This is a genomic window from Methylobacterium sp. BI1, assembly GCF_056680125.1.
In genome coordinates this window covers 4,100,588-4,116,428 of the sequence record NZ_CM155267.1, presented here as the reverse complement: position 1 = coordinate 4,116,428, position 15,841 = coordinate 4,100,588, and the positions used below count along the sequence as shown (strand labels likewise).

16 protein-coding genes are annotated in these 15,841 nt (G+C 70.5%); 6 read left to right on the top strand and 10 right to left on the bottom strand.

Annotated elements, in window-relative coordinates:
* Nucleotides 1-333 precede the first annotated feature (333 nt).
* The 4 genes from mltG (at nt 334) to AC1MGR_RS19450 (ending at nt 5,015) form a co-directional block, all read left to right on the top strand.
* A complete protein-coding gene (gene mltG, locus AC1MGR_RS19465) occupies nt 334-1,695 on the top strand; it encodes an endolytic transglycosylase MltG (RefSeq protein ID WP_108034229.1) in 1,362 nt (453 codons plus the stop codon).
* A gap of 268 nt (nt 1,696-1,963) precedes the next feature.
* Complete coding sequence (locus AC1MGR_RS19460; RefSeq protein ID WP_480232619.1) at nt 1,964-2,842, top strand: YicC/YloC family endoribonuclease; 879 nt, start codon at nt 1,964-1,966, stop codon at nt 2,840-2,842.
* A gap of 12 nt (nt 2,843-2,854) precedes the next feature.
* Nucleotides 2,855-3,517, top strand: a complete 663-nt coding sequence (gene gmk / locus AC1MGR_RS19455; RefSeq protein ID WP_108034231.1) for a guanylate kinase — start codon at nt 2,855-2,857, stop codon at nt 3,515-3,517.
* Between the two features lie 100 nt (nt 3,518-3,617).
* Nucleotides 3,618-5,015 carry a dihydrolipoyl dehydrogenase gene (locus tag AC1MGR_RS19450; protein ID WP_480232618.1) on the top strand — a complete coding sequence of 466 codons (1,398 nt, stop codon included), beginning with the start codon at nt 3,618-3,620 and terminating at the stop codon, nt 5,013-5,015.
* A 31-nt stretch (nt 5,016-5,046) separates the two neighbouring features.
* Here AC1MGR_RS19450 and AC1MGR_RS19445 read toward each other — a convergent pair whose 3' ends face one another.
* From AC1MGR_RS19445 to AC1MGR_RS19435, 3 genes are all read right to left on the bottom strand, one after another.
* On the bottom strand, nt 5,047-5,961 hold the full coding sequence (locus AC1MGR_RS19445; RefSeq protein ID WP_480232617.1) for an EamA family transporter: 915 nt from the start codon (nt 5,959-5,961) through the stop codon (nt 5,047-5,049).
* A 10-nt stretch (nt 5,962-5,971) separates the two neighbouring features.
* Nucleotides 5,972-7,078 (bottom strand): lysylphosphatidylglycerol synthase domain-containing protein, encoded by a 1,107-nt coding sequence (locus AC1MGR_RS19440; RefSeq protein WP_480232616.1) that lies wholly within the window; start codon nt 7,076-7,078, stop codon nt 5,972-5,974.
* A 100-nt stretch (nt 7,079-7,178) separates the two neighbouring features.
* Entirely contained in the window at nt 7,179-7,556 is a 378-nt protein-coding gene (locus AC1MGR_RS19435) for a (2Fe-2S) ferredoxin domain-containing protein (RefSeq protein WP_480232615.1), read from the bottom strand.
* Nucleotides 7,557-7,786: 230 nt separating this feature from the next.
* On the opposite strand from AC1MGR_RS19435, the gene AC1MGR_RS19430 reads away from it, so the two are divergent.
* The gene (locus AC1MGR_RS19430; RefSeq protein ID WP_480232614.1) at nt 7,787-9,100 is read left to right on the top strand and encodes a KpsE/RkpR family capsule polysaccharide export protein; all 1,314 of its coding nucleotides are present in this window, start codon (nt 7,787-7,789) and stop codon (nt 9,098-9,100) included.
* 26 nt (nt 9,101-9,126) lie between these two features.
* Nucleotides 9,127-9,405 carry a hypothetical protein gene (locus AC1MGR_RS19425; RefSeq protein ID WP_108034236.1) on the top strand — a complete coding sequence of 93 codons (279 nt, stop codon included), beginning with the start codon at nt 9,127-9,129 and terminating at the stop codon, nt 9,403-9,405.
* Between the two features lie 24 nt (nt 9,406-9,429).
* Here AC1MGR_RS19425 and flbD read toward each other — a convergent pair whose 3' ends face one another.
* The 7 genes from flbD to AC1MGR_RS19390 form a co-directional block, all read right to left on the bottom strand.
* Complete coding sequence (flbD, locus tag AC1MGR_RS19420) at nt 9,430-10,797, bottom strand: sigma-54-dependent transcriptional regulator FlbD (RefSeq protein ID WP_108034237.1); 1,368 nt, start codon at nt 10,795-10,797, stop codon at nt 9,430-9,432.
* 63 nt (nt 10,798-10,860) lie between these two features.
* Nucleotides 10,861-11,205, bottom strand: coding sequence for a flagellar motor switch protein FliN (gene fliN, locus AC1MGR_RS19415; RefSeq protein WP_055958008.1), 345 nt, complete (start codon nt 11,203-11,205; stop codon nt 10,861-10,863).
* Nucleotides 11,206-11,245: 40 nt separating this feature from the next.
* On the bottom strand, nt 11,246-11,845 hold the full coding sequence (locus AC1MGR_RS19410; RefSeq protein ID WP_108034238.1) for a FliH/SctL family protein: 600 nt from the start codon (nt 11,843-11,845) through the stop codon (nt 11,246-11,248).
* Nucleotides 11,842-12,894: a flagellar motor switch protein FliG gene (fliG, locus tag AC1MGR_RS19405; RefSeq protein ID WP_480232613.1), complete on the bottom strand. Its 1,053-nt coding sequence runs from the start codon at nt 12,892-12,894 to the stop codon at nt 11,842-11,844. Before fliG ends, AC1MGR_RS19410 begins: the two co-directional genes overlap by 4 nt.
* A 42-nt stretch (nt 12,895-12,936) precedes the next feature.
* Nucleotides 12,937-14,550 (bottom strand): flagellar basal-body MS-ring/collar protein FliF, encoded by a 1,614-nt coding sequence (gene fliF, locus AC1MGR_RS19400; RefSeq protein ID WP_108034451.1) that lies wholly within the window; start codon nt 14,548-14,550, stop codon nt 12,937-12,939.
* Nucleotides 14,551-14,776: 226 nt separating this feature from the next.
* A complete protein-coding gene (gene sciP / locus AC1MGR_RS19395; protein WP_018044452.1) occupies nt 14,777-15,052 on the bottom strand; it encodes a CtrA inhibitor SciP in 276 nt (91 codons plus the stop codon).
* 101 nt (nt 15,053-15,153) lie between these two features.
* On the bottom strand, nt 15,154-15,831 hold the full coding sequence (locus AC1MGR_RS19390; protein ID WP_108034240.1) for a flagellar hook capping FlgD N-terminal domain-containing protein: 678 nt from the start codon (nt 15,829-15,831) through the stop codon (nt 15,154-15,156).
* Between the last annotated feature and the right edge of the window lie 10 nt (nt 15,832-15,841).

The following is a 15,841-nucleotide window of genomic DNA, read 5'->3' as shown; positions in this document are numbered from 1 at the left end:
CGAGACCCATTTGAAGAACCCTCGATTCAGCGGATATCATAGCCTCAGTCGGAGGGAAGAATAGAAATCTTCCGGCGACGGCGGAAGAATTAGGTTCATGCCGAGTCGCTATGGGTCAAACGCCTTCCCGCTGGTAAACACGCGCGGCCACGCGCTGCGCCGCCCAGACGGGTCGCCCGGGCCGGATCACCCCATCCTCTTTCGCCACAAAACCCACCAAGTTCGCGCGCCAGAATGTCGGTCCCGTGCGCCCCTCTCGACTCGGGCGTACGGACTCCCCTAAAAAATCCGGCGGCGGCCGGGGCGGGGACCTGAGGCCCGAACAGGATGTCCATGTTCTTCCGCAAACGCCCAGATCCGGCGCCGACGCCGGTGCCCTCCGACGAGCCGGCCCTTCCCAACCGGCTCTCGCCGCGCAGCCCCTCCGAGGCGATCAAGCCCACTGCCGCGCCGCCGCCGCCCGACCGTCCGGTCCGTGAGCGCGGCGGCCTGCTGGCCCGCATCTCCGGCCTGCTCACCGCCTCCGTGGTGCTGGCCATCGCGGTGATGATCGGCGTGACGCTGTTCGAGCGCCAGACCAAGGAGCCGGGTCCGCTGCCCGCCGACAAGGTCGTGGTGATCCCGCCCCGCAGCGGCACCACCGAGATCGCCGAGGCGCTCAGCCGCGAGGGCGTCATCACCCACACCGCCCTGTTCGAGTGGGCCGCCCGCTTCTCGGGCAAGGCCCTGAAGGCTGGCGAGTACACCTTCAAGGCCCATGCGAGCATCGGCGAGGCCATCGACACCCTGGCCTCCGGCCGGCAGGTGCAGCACGCCATCACCTTCCCGGAGGGGCTGACCTCCGAGCAGATCGTGATGCGCCTCAACGACAACGACGTGCTGACCGGCGACATCAACGAGATCCCGCCCGAGGGCTCGCTTCTGCCCGACACCTACAAGTTCGAGCGCGGCGCCACCCGCCAGCAGATCGTCAACCTGATGCGCGCCAAGCAGCGCGAGGTGCTGAACCAGATCTGGCTGCGCCGCTCGGCCGAGATCCCGGTGAAGACGCCGGCCGAGATGGTGACGCTGGCCTCCATCGTCGAGAAGGAGACCGGCCGGGCCGACGAGCGGCCCCGCGTCGCCGGGGTGTTCGTCAACCGCCTCAACAAGCGCATGAAGCTGCAATCGGACCCGACCATCGTGTACGGGCTGGTGGGCGGGCGCGGCACCCTCGGGCGCGGCATCCAGCGGGCCGAGATCGAGCGCGCCACGCCCTACAACACCTACGTGATCGAGGGCCTGCCCCCGGGCCCCATCGCCAATCCGGGCCGCGCCGCCCTGGAGGCCGTGGCCAACCCCTCGCGGACCAAGGACCTGTTCTTCGTGGCCGACGGCACCGGGGGGCACGCCTTCGCCGAGACCCTCGAGGGCCATTCCCGCAACGTCGCCCGCTGGCGCCAGGTCGAGCGCGCCCGCCAGACCCCGACGCCGGACGCGGTGGTGGACAAGGCCGACCCGCCCGGCGCCGCCGCCGTCCCCGGCACCGCCTCGGCCTACGCGCCCGACGGCACCAACATGGCCGCCAGCCCCGACGGCACCGGCAATCGCGTGAAGGCCTTCGATGCCTCCGAGGGCACGCGCCTCGACCCCCTGCGCAACAAGACCTTCGACCTGAACTCGCCCAAGACCGTGCCGGTGCTGAAGCAGCCGTAGGCGTCGGGAACCGCTAGCGGAGAATCCCTCCCCCTTGTGGGGAGGGGTAGGGGTGGGGGTGGCGCCGCTCGCCTCCGCACCCGCCAGAGCTTGCCTCCGCACCCCGGCAGGGTCTCCCGATCACCCCCACCCTCGATCCCTCCCCGCAAGGGGGAGGGAGGGGCCGCCAGAGCCTGCCTCCGCACCCGGCAGGGTCCCCCGACCACCCCCACCCTCGATCCCTCCCCACACGGGGGCGGGAGGCGTCGAAACGAACGCGAAGACAGCCATGATCCTCTCCAGCATGACGGGCTTCGCCCGCGCCGCCGGCACCACCGGGCCGGTCCAGTGGGCCTGGGAGGTCCGCAGCGTGAACGGGCGTGGGCTCGACGTGCGCCTGCGGGTGCCCAACGGCTACGACGCCGTGGGCGAGGTCGCCCGGACCGCCCTGCAGAAGAGCCTCGCGCGGGGCCAGTGCCAGCTCTCTCTCAACCTGACCCGGCCGGAGGCGGCGCCCCGCGTCCGGATCAACGAGGGGCTGCTCGCCCAGCTCGCCGGCGCCATCGCCCGGGTGCCGCGGCCCGAGGGCTTGGCGCCCGCCACCCTGGACGGGCTCCTGGGCATCCGCGGCGTGATCGAATCCGACGAGGAGCCCGGCGCCGACGCGGAGGCCCTGGCCCGGGACCTCGCGGAGGGCGTGGTCCGCCTCGTCGCCGACCTCGTGGAGGCGCGTCGCAGCGAGGGCCGGGCCCTGCGCGGGGTCATCGAGAACCAGCTCGCCGAGATGGCCCGGCTCACCGCCGCCGCCGAGGCCTGTCCGGCCCGCAAGCCCGAGGCCGTCCGGGCGCGCCTCGCCGCCACCGTGGCCACCCTGCTGGAGGCCGGCAACCTCGATCCCGACCGCCTGCACCAGGAGGCGGTGCTGCTGGCCGCCAAGGCCGACGTGCGCGAGGAACTTGACCGGCTCCAGGCCCACTTCGCCAGCGCGGCCGAGCTGCTGGCCGCCGGCGGCGCCATCGGGCGCAAGCTCGACTTCCTGGCCCAGGAGCTCGGGCGCGAGGCCAATACCCTGTGTGCCAAGGCGAATGACATCGCCCTCTCGCGGATCGGACTCGACTTGAAGGCCGTGGTGGAGCAATTCCGGGAGCAGGTTCAGAACGTCGAGTAGGTTTTTTCAGCGATGCGGGACGCTTTGACGATGGAGGCCGGGGTGATCGCGCGGCGCGGGTTCATCCTCATCCTGTCCTCGCCCTCCGGCGCGGGAAAGACGACCCTGACCCGGGCCGTGGCCGCCGACCCGAAATGGGGCCTCGACCTCTCGATCTCGGTGACGACCCGGCAGCGCCGCCCCTCCGAGATCGACGGCAAGCACTACCAGTTCATCGACCGCGAGGCCTTCGACGCCCTGCGCAGCGCCGACAACCTGCTCGAATGGGCCGAGGTGCACGGCAATTTCTACGGCACCCCGCGCCGCCCGGTGGAGAAGGTGCTGGGCGCCGGCCGGGACATGATCTTCGACATCGACTACCAGGGCACCCGGCAGGTGCGGGCCAAGCTCACCGACGACGTGGTGACGGTGTTCATCCTGCCGCCCTCGCTGGCCGAATTGCGCCATCGCCTGGAGCGGCGGGCCGAGGACTCGCCGGACACCATCGAGAAGCGCCTCGCCAACGCCCGGATGGAGATCCAGCGCTGGAGCGAGTACGACTACGTCATCGTCAACGACGACCTCGACGACGCCTTCCGCTCCCTGGAGGGCATCCTGATCGCCGAGCGGCTGAAGCGCGCCCGCCGCACCGGGCTGAACAGCTTCGTCGAGGGGTTGCTCGCAGAGCCCGACTGACGCGCGGGTTGCCGCAGACAGGAACGTTCGCCCAAGCGTGCGGGTTGGCCCGCGATTCCGATGGTCGGGGTCGAGAGGCGCGAACCCGAGAGCCGTCGCGATGCGCGAGAGATCCTGTGACATCGCCGTGATCGGCGCGGGCACCGCCGGCCTCGCCGCTTTCCACGCCGCCCGCGACGCCGGCGCCGATGCCGTCCTGATCGAGGCCGGCCCCGGCGGCACCATTTGCGCCCGCGTCGGCTGCATGCCCTCGAAGCTGCTGATCACCGCCGCCAACGCCGCCCACGCGGCCCGCCACGCCGAAATCTTCGGCATCGCGGCCGGCCCCGTGCGCGTGGACGGCCGCCGCGTGATGGCGCGTGTCCGGCGCGAGCGCGACCGCTTCGTCGCCGGCGTCTTCGAAGGCGTCGACGCGCTGCCCGCCGAGGCCCGCATCGCCGGCCGCGCCCGCTTCACCGGCCCCGACACGCTGGCGATCGACGATCACACCGCCCTGCGCTTCCGCGCCGCCATCGTCGCCACCGGGTCGAGCCCGGCCGTCCCCGAGCCCCTGCGCGACCTCGGCGACCGCCTGCTCACCAGCGACACGGTCTTCGAGATCCCCGACCTGCCGGACTCCCTGGCGGTGCTCGGCGGCGGCGCGGTCGGTCTCGAACTGGCCCAGGCCATGGCCCGCCTCGGCGTCGCCGTGACCCTGTTCGATCCCGGCACGCACCTCGCGTCGCTGCGCGACGACGGCCTCGCCGAGACGGCCCGCCAGCTCTTCGGGGCCGAGATGACGCTGCGCCTCGGCTGCACGGTCACCGAAGGTGAGCGCGATCGCGCGGGCGCGCGCCTGACCTGGACCGACGCGAGCGGGGCGACGCGGACGGACACCTTCGCGTGCGTCCTCGCGGCGGCGGGGCGTCCGCCCAACGTCCGGCATCTCGGCCTGGACGCCGCCGGCCTCGCCCTCGACACGCACGGCATGCCCGACTTCGACGCCCGCAGCCTGCTCTGCCGCGGCGGCCCGGTCTTCATCGCGGGCGATGCCAATGCCGACCGGCCGGTGCTGCACGAGGCCGCCCGCCAGGGCCGGATCGCCGGCGCCAACGCCGCCCGCCTCGTCGCCTCGGGGCGCGACGCGGTGGAGGCGCCCCGGCGCTGGACCAACCTCGCCATGGTCTTCACCGAGCCGCAGGCGGCGAGCGTCGGCACGCCCTACGATCCCGCGGATGCGACGCTCGTCCTCGGCACCGTCGATTTCGGAGACCAGGGCCGAGCCCGGATCATGGCCGAGAATGCCGGCGCTCTGCGCCTCCACGCGGATCGCAGCGGCACCCTGAGGGGCGCCGAGATGCTGGGACCGGCCTGCGAGCACCTCGCCCAGTTCCTCGCCCTCGCCATCGCGGACGGGCTCACCGCCCGGGCGCTCCTCGACCGGCCGTTCTACCATCCGACGGTGGAGGAGGGGCTGAAGACCGCCCTGGAGGCGATCGTCGCCGGCCTGGATCCCTGAATCGCACCCGGTTCGCGCAGGAGGCGGTGCCTCAGACGGGCGTCATCGCGGCCGCGGCGGCGACCCGGCCGCGATGGCTCGTCACCGTGTTGCCCACCGAGGCCACCACGATGCAGGCGATGGCCAGCCACTCGGTGGGGGTGAGGTGCTCGCCGAGGATCGCGAGCCCCGCCAGGGAGCCCACGGCCGGCTCGAGGCTGAGCAGGACCCCGAAGCTCTGCTTCGACAGGCGTTTCAGGGCGACCATTTCCAGCGTGTAGGGCAGGGCGCTCGACAGGGCCGCCACCGCGAGGCCGAATCCCAGCATGGCCGGCTGCAGCAGCAGCGTCCCCGCCTCGGCGATGCCGAAGGGCAGCACCACCAGGGCCGCCACCGACATGCCAATGGCCACTGCCCGTCCGCCGTGGAGGTGGCCGACGCGCTGGCCGAAGACGATGTAGAGCGCCCAGCACAGGGCCGCGCCGAGCGCGCAGGCGACTCCGACGGGATCGAGCCCGCCCGAGAGGTCACCGACGGGCAGCAGCAGCGCCAGGCCGAGAACGGCGCAGCCGATCCAGGCGAAATCGATCCCCCGGCGGGAGACCGCCAGGGCGAGCGCCAGGGGCCCGGAAAACTCGATCGCGATGGCGAGGCCGAGGGGGATCGTGCGCAGGGACAGGTAGAACAGCAGGTTCATCGCGCCGAGCACGGCCCCGTAGCGCAGCAGGGCCCAGCGGTCGGCGCGGCCGGGCCGCAGGCGCCAGGGCCGCCAGATCGCTGCGAGCATCAGCGCCGAGAGGCCGACCCGCAGGGCGGTGGTGCCCTCCGCGCCCAGGATCGGGAACAGGTGCTTGGCGTAGGAGGTACCGACGCTGAGGGAAACGATGCTGCCCAGGAGGGCGGCGACGGGCAGCAGCGTGGCGGCGAGGCCGCCGGGGCCCGACGAGCCTTGCGATGGGGGAGCCATGATGCGTGCGTCAGGTCGCCGGCGGCAGGATCATCGCCCGCCGGGCTTCCAGGGCCTGCCACAGCAGCAGGGCCGGCAGGCCGAGGACGACGTCGGGCACGCGCTTGATCAGCGACAGGGCCAGGGCGGTTCCGGCATCGATGCCGAAGAGGCTGCCGAGGAGGACGAAGCCCCCCTCCTGCACGCCGAGGCCGCTCGGCACCGGAAAGGCCGCCGACTTGATGGCCTGGCTCAGGGCCTCGATCACTACGACCTCGGTGAAACTCACCGAATCGACGCCGATGCAGCTGAGGGCGATCCAGATCTCCAGGGCGCCGAGGCCCCAGGCGGCGAGATGCAGCAGGACGGACGCCGCGAGTTTCCCGTACCGGCCCGGTGCCCAGACGGCATCGAGGGCGTCGTAGACGCTGCCCCCCGCCGGCGACGGATCGACGGCGTCGCCGCGAAAGACCCGGCGCAGGCCGTTGACGGCCCTGCGCCCGGCCGCCCGCGCCGCGGCGCTGCGCTGGACCGCCAGGAAGGCCCCAAGCAGCAGGGCGGTGACCGCGAGGGCGCGCAGGACCCATGTGGCCAAAGTCTGCGCCGCCTCACCCCCGACCTGCAGCAGGAGACCCACCCCCGCCAGGGCGAAGACTGCCTGCGTCCCGGCCTGGAACAGCATGTCCACGAGGATCGAGGCCGCCGCCAGGGTTCCGGCGGTGCCCCAGAAGGTCAGCAGGCGGCCGCCCACGACGTCGCCGCCGACGGAGGCCACCGGAAGCAGCACGTTGATGCCCTCGCGCACGAGGCGCAGCAGCACGAAGGCCCCGGTGCGCGCCTGTCCCAGGCCCGCGAGCCCCTGGATGACGCAGCCCCAGGCGAGCCCGCACAGCAGGATCACCGACAGGCGCACGAGCACGATGGCCGCGAGGCCCCCGGCGCCGACCCGGCCGAAGGCGTCGGCGACGGCGTTGAGGTCGTTGGTGGCGATGAGCCAGACGCCGAGGGCGAGACCGAGAAGAGTTCCGACCAGGGGGAGGCGGCGTAGGACGAGTCGCCCGAGACGCGCGGGCCACGGGCGCTCCCCGGCCGGACGCTCGGTGAGCCCGGTCGTCGCGAAGCTCGGCTCGTCAGGCATCGGAGCCGTCACGCATCGTCCGTTTCAAGGTTTCCCCGCTCCCGCATCCGTCGCGCCGGCGCAGCGGCCCCGGCTTCCCGTTCCGGTGCGCGGTCCCGGCCTAGCGGCGCGGCGGTTCCGGAGCGTCCGCCAGGGATAGGCGGCCTTTGGGGCCGAAATCGGGGAACAGCGCATCCACGGATTGGGCCGGCGTCGCCTGCGGGTCAAGCAGGTGGATGCGCTGCTTGGCGAGGCTGTCCGCTGTGATCACCGCCAAGGCGCGCTTGGGACAGGGGCCGAGGCACCCGACCTCGACCACGCGCGGCTTGCGCGCCGTGACGCGCCGCTTGAGCTCGCCCTTGAGTTGTCGCCGCACCGAACCCTTCTTCAGGCCCTGGCGCTTGACGCACTTGCTGCAGACGAGCACGAGTTCCGTGAACCCGGCCCGCGCCATGCGGATCCGCGCCGGGCGTGCGGCGTCCCTGTCCTTGTCATCCATGCCGTAAACGATGTCCCCTGCGGGCCTCCGCGCCCGGGCGGCCGCCATCACGGCGGCACGCCTTAAAAAGGGCCGAAAAACGAAGGACTCGTCGGGCTCAACACGAGGATGGCGAGAGGGCTCCACAGGCGTGACCATATGCATCGTCATCAGGCTCGTGCAGACTTGCCGCCCATGATGCTGAGTCCATCGTCTGCCCTGATCGCGCAGAGCCTCGGGAACCTGAAATCATGAATGCCGACGAGGTCAAGCAGACCGACCGCGTGCGGGGGGTGATCGATATCGCCCTGCGTTCCCTCCCGGATCTCCGCCGCAACGCCGAGACGGTCGATCCCGTCTCGCGGAGCCGCGTCCCGGCCCTCCTGCGCCGGGCGCAGGAGCGGCTTGATTGGCGCCAGATCCCGGGTCTGCGGCCGCCGCCCAGCAAGCCGGTGAATCTCGTCGGCAGTCTGCTGCGCCAGTTCGGAATCTTCGTCGTGCTGCCGACGATCCTGGCAGCGATCTACTTCTACGTGTTCGCCGCCAATCAGTACGTAGCCGTGTCGCAATTCGCGGTGCGCGGCAACGTCGAACAGCTGGAAGAGAGCTCGGGCGGGCAGTTCTCCGACCTAATCATGAAGCACAACAGCCAGGACAGCTTCATCATCCGCGACTTCGTCGAGAGTCGCGCCATCGTCGCGAAGATGGAAGAGAGCCTTCACGTCTCGAACATGTTCTCGCGGCCGGAAGCCGATTTCTGGACACGCTTCCGGGTCGGCCAGCCCATGGAGGAACTGGTCAAGTACTGGAATAAGCATGTCGGCACCCGGATCGAGGTGCTCTCCGGCATCATCACGCTGAGCGTGCGTGCTTTCACGCCGGAGGATGCCCTCGCGATCAACCGCGGGATCGTCGCCCGCAGCGAGGCGCTCATCAACGACATCTCCCGCCGGGCTCAGGCCGACATGGTCAAGCATGCGGAGGCCGATGCGGCGAAGGCGCAGGAGCGCCTGCGCAACGCCCATATGGCCCTGCAGGTCTTCCGGAACCGCTGGGGCATCATCGATCCGGCGAAGACGGCCGAATCCACCCTGACGACGATCGCCACGCTGCGGAAGGATCGACTCAAGGCCGAGTCCGACCTCGCGGTCCTTCGCGGGTCCAATCTCGACGAGAAGTCGCGCAGCATCCAGAATCTCGTATCGACCGTCGCGGCCCTCGATCAGCAGATCCAGAAGCTGACCGGCCAGCTCACCAGCGACGGCCTGTCGGGCTCGGATTCCTCGAACAACCTGACCCGCGCGCTCCTGGAATTCGAGGGTCTGCAGGTCGAGCGCATCATCGCCACCAAGCTCAACGAATCGGCGAACCTGATGGTCGACCGGGCCCGCATCGCAGCGAATAAGCAGCAGATCTACCTGGCGACCTTCGTGGATCCGGCGCTGCCGGACGATTCTATCTATCCCGAGCGCGGCTACAGCATCATGGTGGTCTTCTTCGGCTGCCTGGTGGTCTGGAGCTCGATCGCCCTGATCCTCGCGGGCGTCAACGACCAGCGCCTCTAGCCCGATCGAAGCCCCCCTCAGCCCGCATGTCCGAATTCACCGATCTCATCGCCCGCGCGGTCAATCCAACCATGTCTCGCGCGGAGCGGGAGGCGGTCTACGGCGTCGTCAAGCAGGCGGTCGAGCGGCTTCAAGAGCGCGACGGCCAGGAGCCGAACGATCCGCGCAGCGTCCTGCAGCAGCATCTCGTCGAGGAGACGATCCGCGACGTGGAGGCCGACATCGCCCGGTTCCATTCGATGGAGAAGCTGGAGCGCGCGCACGAGGCCCAGATGGCGGCGGAGCGGGCCGCCGGCCATCGCTGACGACGAGACGTCTCTCAGCCGCCCTCAGCCGTAGGCGGCGATGGCCCGGACGCTGCCGGGCTCGGCCACCGACAGGCCGGCATCGACGTACTCGTTGAGCTTGTTGCGCAGGGTCCGGATCGAGATGCCGAGGATCTTGGCGGCGTGCGTCCGGTTGCCGAGGCAATGGTCCAGGGTATCGAGGATGAGGTCGCACTCGACCTGCGCCACCGTCTGCCCGACGAGGCCGCGCGTGGCCGCCTCCGCCACCCGGGCGGCGCGCTCGGCCGGCCCGGCCGAGACCGGTGCGATGCTGTCGCCCTCCGGGGTGAGGATCGCGTCGGGTCCGATCTCGGGGCCCGAGGCCAGGAGCACCGCCCGGTGCAGGGTGTTCTCGAGTTCGCGGACGTTGCCGCGCCAGGGATTGGCGCGCACCAGGCCCTGCGCCTCGGCGCTCAGGGGGCGCACCGGCACGCCATTCACCTCGGCGTATTTCTTGGCGAAGTGCGACGCCAGTTCCAGGATGTCGGCGGGACGCTCGCGCAGAGCCGGCAGGCGCAGGTGCACGACGTTCAGCCGGTAGTAGAGATCCTCGCGGAAGGTGCCCTTGCGGACTTCCTCCACCAGGTTGCGGTTGGAGGTGGCCAGCACCCGGATGTCGACCTTGACCGGCGCGGTCCCGCCGACCCGGTCGATGACCCGCTCCTGCAGGGCGCGGAGGAGCTTCGACTGCAGCCGCACGTCCATCTCGGAAATCTCGTCGAGGAGGAGCGTGCCGCCATGGGCCTCCTCGAAGCGGCCGATGCGGCGCGCCACGGCACCCGTGAAGGCGCCCTTCTCGTGGCCGAACAGCTCGGATTCCAGCAGCGCCTCGGGAATCGCGGCGCAGTTCACCGAGACGAAGGGACGGTTGGCGCGGTTCGACTTGCCGTGGAGATGCCGGGCCAGGACCTCCTTGCCGGTGCCGCTCTCGCCGGTGATGAGCACCGAGGCCTCGGAGCGCGCCACCTGCTCGGCGAGCTTGACCACCTTCTCCATGGAGGCGTCGCGCCAGACGAAGGCGCGCCCGTCCTCGGAGACCGCCTGCAGCACCGCCGCGATCAGCTCGGGATCGGGGGGCAGGGGGATGTATTCCCGGGCGCCGGCCTGGATCGCGGCCACCGCCGCCTTGGCGTCCGTGGCGACCCCGCAGGCGATGACGGGGGTGCGAATGCGCTCCTCGGCGAGGGCCGTCACCAGGTCGCGGATCGCCAGGGCCACGTCGACCATGATGAGGTCGGCACCCTTGGCCCGCAGCACCGCGAGGCCCTGGGCCAGGCTCTCGGCGTTGGTGACGGCCGCGCCCCGGTTCATGGCGATCTTGGAGGCGGTGATCAGCTCGCCGTTGAGGCGTCCGATGATGAGTAGCCGCATGGCTCTGGGTCTCCGTCAGGGTCGGCTTCGCGCGGAGGCGCGGCGGCCGGAAAGGCGCGGGGGTCAGTGATCGCTCTTGATGATCTCGGTCATCGTGACGCCGAGCCGGTCCTCGACCAGCACCACCTCGCCGCGCGCCACGAGGCGGTTGTTGACGAAGATGTCGATGGCCTCGCCGACCTTGCGGTCGAGCTCGAGCACGGCGCCGGGCTGGAGCCGGAGGAGGTCGCCGATCGGCATGCGCGAGGAGCCGAGCACCGCCGAGACCACCACCGGCACGTCGAAGACCTGCTCGAGGTCGGCAGCACTCTTCGGCGTGGTCGGCGTCTCGCGGATCGACTCGGTGCCGAGGCCGTCGAAGGAGGCGTCGCCTCCGTTGAGCTGGGGCAGGCTGAAATCGTCGGACATGCGCTGGCGTCTCGGGCTGGATTCGGGTGGAGCGGGCGGATCAGGCGATGAGTCCGAGGGCGGAGAGCACCGCGGCTTCGATCTGGGCCCGGTCCCGGACGACGCCGCCATCGGCCCATTCCATGCGGGCATCGCCGGGGGCGAGATCGGGTTCGCCGAGCACCACGAGGCGGCCCTCGAAGCCGCGCTCGCGGGCGAGGCGCTTCACCAGGGCCTCGGATTCGTCGACCAGGCTCTCGTGGACCCGGACGACGAGGTGGGGCACGCCGCGCAGGTGCTGGAGGGCGGCGCGGGCCGCGTCGCCGATGGCCGCCAGGGGCTGCGCGTCCAGGGCCTCGCCGGCGATCTTGCGGGCGAGCTGGATGGCGAAGTCGAGCGCCTCGTCCTCGCGCGCCTGGTCCCGGGCGTCCGACTGCCCGATCAGGCCCGCCGCGGCGAGCCCGACGCGGGTCAGGGCGTCGGACAGGCGCGCCTGGATCTGCTGCTCGGCCAGGGCCTGCCCCTCGCGCAGGCCGCGGGCATAGCCCTCGGCCTCGGCGCGCGCCACGGTCTCCGCCAGGGCGGCCGCCTCCTGGGCGGCGACCGGGTTGTCGGGCCGGGGGCGGAAGTCGGTGTCGAACAGGAAGCGGCGCGCGTTCAATAGACCAGCTCCTCCTCGCCGCTCGACTTGGCGATCATGATCTCGCCCTTCTCGGCGAGCTCCTTGGCCAGCTCGGTCATCTTGGCCTGCGCCTCATCGACGTCCTTCAGGCGGATCGGGCCGAGGGAGCCCATCTCGTCGGTGATGTTCTTGGCCGCGCGGGTGGACATATTTTTGAGGAAGAAGTTGCGCACCCGGTCGTCGGCGCCCTTGAGGGCCCGGCACAGGGTCTCGTTGTCGACCTTGCGCAGGAGCGTCTGGACGCTGCCGGCATCGAGCTTCAGCAGGTCCTCGAAGGTGAACATCAGCTGGCGGATCTTCTTCGCCGAGCCGCGGTTGGCCTGGTCGAGGGCGGTCAGGAAGCGGCCTTCCGTCTGACGGTCGAAGGCGTTGAAGACGTCGGCCATCAGCTCGTGGGCGTCGCGGCGGGTGGTCTGCGCGATGGTCGACACGAACTCGACCCGCAGGGTCTCCTCGATGTGGCGCAGGGCCTCCTTCTGCACCGTCTCCATCCGCAGCATCCGGTTCAGCACGTCGATGGCGAATTCCTCGGGCAGGATGGTGAGCACCCGGGCCGCGTAGTCCGAGCGCACCTTGGAGAGCACCACCGCCACGGTCTGCGGGTACTCGTTGCGCAGGAACGAGGCCAGGATCTCGGGATCGATCTGGGTCAGGCTCGCCCAGACGCGCTTGCCCGAGGCGCCCTTGATCTCTGCCATGATCGAGGAGACCTGCTCGGTCGGGAAGATCTTGAGGAGCAGGGACTCCGTCCGCTCGAAGTTCGAGGTGATGCCGCCGCCGGAGGAGAGGCGGGACACGAAGTCGACGATGAGCTTCTCGACGGTCTCGGCCTCGAGGGAGCCGAGCTGAACCATGGCGTGCGAGACGAGCTTGACCTCGTCCTCGTCGAGCATCTGCCAGATCGGGGCGCCCTCGCTCTCGCCGAGGAGGAGCAGGAGCGCGGCGGCGCGCTGGGCGCCGGTCATGGCGCCGAAGGCGCCGTTGCTGCCCTTGGCGAGCTCGGCCTGGATGTTCAGTCCCGAGGACATAGTCTCAACGCCTCACGGTCGGGTGGGGGGACAGGGGGCGCATCAGCTCTCGTGAATCCAGTTGCGGAGCACTTCCACGGTCTCGCTCGGGCTGGCGCGGACCATGTCGACCACGCGCTGGACGGTCTCGGCCTGGACCTTGCCGTTGAGCTGCGCGAAATCCACGAGGCGGGCGGTCGGGTTGTCGGGCGGCACCATCAGGGCCTCGCCGCCCGCCACCGCCCCGGCCGCGCCGGCGCCCGAAACCAGGGCGATCTGGATCGGCTCCGAGGCCAGGACCTTCTTCAGGAGCGGGCGGACCACCGCCATCAGCACGATCAGCGTCAGCATCGTCAGGACGCCGAGCTCCACGATCCGCATGATCTCCTCTTTGGAGGGAGAGAGCAGCGACTGGACCAGGGACGGCTCGGCGAAATCGGCCGGGACCGGCGTCTCGGCGAAGCGCAGGTTCACCACCTCGACCTGATCGCCGCGCGCCTTGTCGAAGCCGATGGCCGAGCGCACCAGGGCGGCGATGCGGTCCACCTCGGCCGCCGGGCGCGCCTGGTAGACGGGCTTGCCGTCCGGGCCGGGCACGTAGGCGCCATCGACCACCACCGCCACGGAGAGGCGCTTGATCCGGCCGCCCTCGGCGATCTCCGTCTTGGTCACCCGGGAGATCTCGTAGTTCGTGGTCTCCTCGTTCTTGTTGGTGGAATCCTTCTGGGTCGGCGTTTGGCCGGGCTGGTTGGCGCCCGGAAGCTCGTTGCCGACGCTGACCGCGCCCTCGGCGCCGCCCGTCAGTGAATTCTCGCTGCGGGTCTGGGTCGAGCGCACCACACGGCTCTCGGGGTCGAAGCTCTCGGACTTGCTCTCGATGCGGTTGAGGTCGAGCTCGGCGCTGACCTGGATGCGGGCGCGCCCGGCGCCGACGATGCCGGCGACGATCTCCTCGATCTGCGAGCGCAGGCGGCGCTCGATGCCGACCTGCTTCTCCTCCATGCCGGCGCCGGTCTCGGCCTCGGCCCCGCGGGCGCCGTCCGCGAGCAGGCGCCCGCGCTCGTCGACGATGGAAACCCGCTCCGGCTTCAGGCCCTCGACGGCGGAGGCCGTGAGGTGCCGGATGGCGCGGACCTGGGACGGATCGAGATCGCCCATCAGCTTGAGCACGATGGCGGCGCTGGGCGTCTCGCGGTCGCGCTCGAAGAGGCGCCGCTCGGGGATCACGAGGTGGACCCGCGCCGCCTGGACCCGCCCGATGGCGCGGATGGAGCGGGAGAGCTCGCCCTCCAGGGCGCGCAGGTGGTTCACGTTCTGGACGAAGTTGGTGGACGAGAAGGCGTCGCCCTTGTCGAAGATCTCGTAGCCGACGCCCGCGGCGCTGGGCAGGCCCTTGCCGGCGAGGTCCATGCGCAGGCGCGGCAGGTCGGCCCGGGGCGCCAGGATGGTCTGGCCCGCATCGCCCTTGGTCTCGTACTTGATGCCGCGCGCGTCGAGGTCACGGATCACGGCCGAGGAATCCGACATCGACAGGTCGGCGAAGAGCACGCCCATGTCGGGCTTGGAGACGCGCAGGATCACGAAGGCGAAGAAGCCGATCAGCGTCATCGTGACGGCGGCCATGGCGGCGAGGCGCGCCGGGCCCAACTTGGTCACGAGGTCGAGGACCGGTTTCACGACGCGACGCACCCACCCGAGACGCGGCGCCGGACTGCCGGCACCCGCTCGGCAAAATTTGCCCGGGTCGTGGTTAGCGCCGAGTTAACATTCCTGAACGAAGGAAGGTCGGCGGCACCGCGCGACACCGGGAAACGCGAAAGCCGCGCCCGGGTGAGGGGACGCGGCTTCCGGGTTCGGAACGAGAGGCGACGGGGTCCGACGGAGACCCCGGCCGTCGCCCGGCTCAGTGGCGGTAGTGCTGGATGCGCGTGGTGCGCAGGCCGGCCAGACCGTGCTGATCGATGGAGAACTGCCAGCTCAGGAACTCCTCGGTGGTGAGGGTGTAGCGCTGGCAGGCCTCTTCGAGGCTGAGCAGTCCGCCTCTGACGGCGGCGACCACTTCGGCCTTGCGACGGATCACCCATCGCCGGGTGGTGGTCGGAGGAAGGTCCGCGATGGTTAACGGACTTCCATCAGGCCCGATGACGTACTTAACTCTCGGGCGGCTTGGTTCGGTCATGATACGCTCTACAACTCGACTGACCTGTCGAGATTGGAAGCTACTTGGGCCCACTTAAGATATCTTGAAGCGGATCGATCGCATTGGATTCGCCCTGTTCGTCATGTGGACAACCCCGCTCCGATGTCCTGGACGGTGGAGACCGGGACCCGCGATGTCCCGACCATCAGCACCGGCTCCGAGCCGCTGAGATCGACGCTGTCGACGGTCCCGCTCACCTTCGTATCGACGGTCACCTTCGACCCCGTGGCATCCACGGCATCGACCTTGATCGAGTAGGTCCCGTTGGGCGCGGTGAAGCCGCTGGACGAGCGTCCATCCCAGGTGAAGCTCTGCGCACCGGCGGTGAGCGCCTTGGTCTGGGTCGCCACCACGTTGCCCTTGGCGTCGCTGATGGTCATTGTCGCCTGCTTGGCGGCCCGCGCCGGGGTCAGGGTCCAGCTCGCGGCCCCGTCCTTCAGGGCGGTGGACTTGCCGTCCGCCGTGATCGTCTGGCCGATGAAGCCCGTGGCCGAGGCGGCGCTCGACGACTTCGCGTTGCTCAGGATCGAGTCGAGGCGGTCGTTCGACTTCAGCTGCTGCTCGACGCCGGCATACTGCACCAGCTGCTGCGTGAACTGGTTGGTGTCCATCGGGTCGAGGGGGTTCTGGTTCTTCAGCTGCGTGGTCAGCAGCGTCAGGAACTGGGTGAAGTTGCCCGCGATCTCCTGCGTCGAGGAACTGGTGCTCGCCACGCCGGCCGAGGCCGTGCTCGCTAGGCTGCTGATGCCCGTGGTCATCGTGGTCGCT

Coding starts and splice junctions, on each gene's coding strand:
- sciP (WP_018044452.1), bottom strand. CDS start 15,052: ATGACCGAACCAAGCCGCCCGAGAGTTAAGTACGTCATCGGGCCTGAT.
- flbD (WP_108034237.1), bottom strand. CDS start 10,797: ATGCGGCTACTCATCATCGGACGCCTCAACGGCGAGCTGATCACCGCC.
- AC1MGR_RS19445 (WP_480232617.1), bottom strand. CDS start 5,961: ATGGCTCCCCCATCGCAAGGCTCGTCGGGCCCCGGCGGCCTCGCCGCC.
- fliG (WP_480232613.1), bottom strand. CDS start 12,894: ATGTCCTCGGGACTGAACATCCAGGCCGAGCTCGCCAAGGGCAGCAAC.
- AC1MGR_RS19460 (WP_480232619.1), top strand. CDS start 1,964: ATGATCCTCTCCAGCATGACGGGCTTCGCCCGCGCCGCCGGCACCACC.
- gmk (WP_108034231.1), top strand. CDS start 2,855: ATGCGGGACGCTTTGACGATGGAGGCCGGGGTGATCGCGCGGCGCGGG.
- AC1MGR_RS19430 (WP_480232614.1), top strand. CDS start 7,787: ATGAATGCCGACGAGGTCAAGCAGACCGACCGCGTGCGGGGGGTGATC.
- fliN (WP_055958008.1), bottom strand. CDS start 11,205: ATGTCCGACGATTTCAGCCTGCCCCAGCTCAACGGAGGCGACGCCTCC.
- AC1MGR_RS19440 (WP_480232616.1), bottom strand. CDS start 7,078: ATGCCTGACGAGCCGAGCTTCGCGACGACCGGGCTCACCGAGCGTCCG.
- AC1MGR_RS19435 (WP_480232615.1), bottom strand. CDS start 7,556: ATGGATGACAAGGACAGGGACGCCGCACGCCCGGCGCGGATCCGCATG.
- AC1MGR_RS19390 (WP_108034240.1), bottom strand. CDS start 15,831: ATGACCACGGGCATCAGCAGCCTAGCGAGCACGGCCTCGGCCGGCGTG.
- mltG (WP_108034229.1), top strand. CDS start 334: ATGTTCTTCCGCAAACGCCCAGATCCGGCGCCGACGCCGGTGCCCTCC.
- AC1MGR_RS19450 (WP_480232618.1), top strand. CDS start 3,618: ATGCGCGAGAGATCCTGTGACATCGCCGTGATCGGCGCGGGCACCGCC.
- AC1MGR_RS19425 (WP_108034236.1), top strand. CDS start 9,127: ATGTCCGAATTCACCGATCTCATCGCCCGCGCGGTCAATCCAACCATG.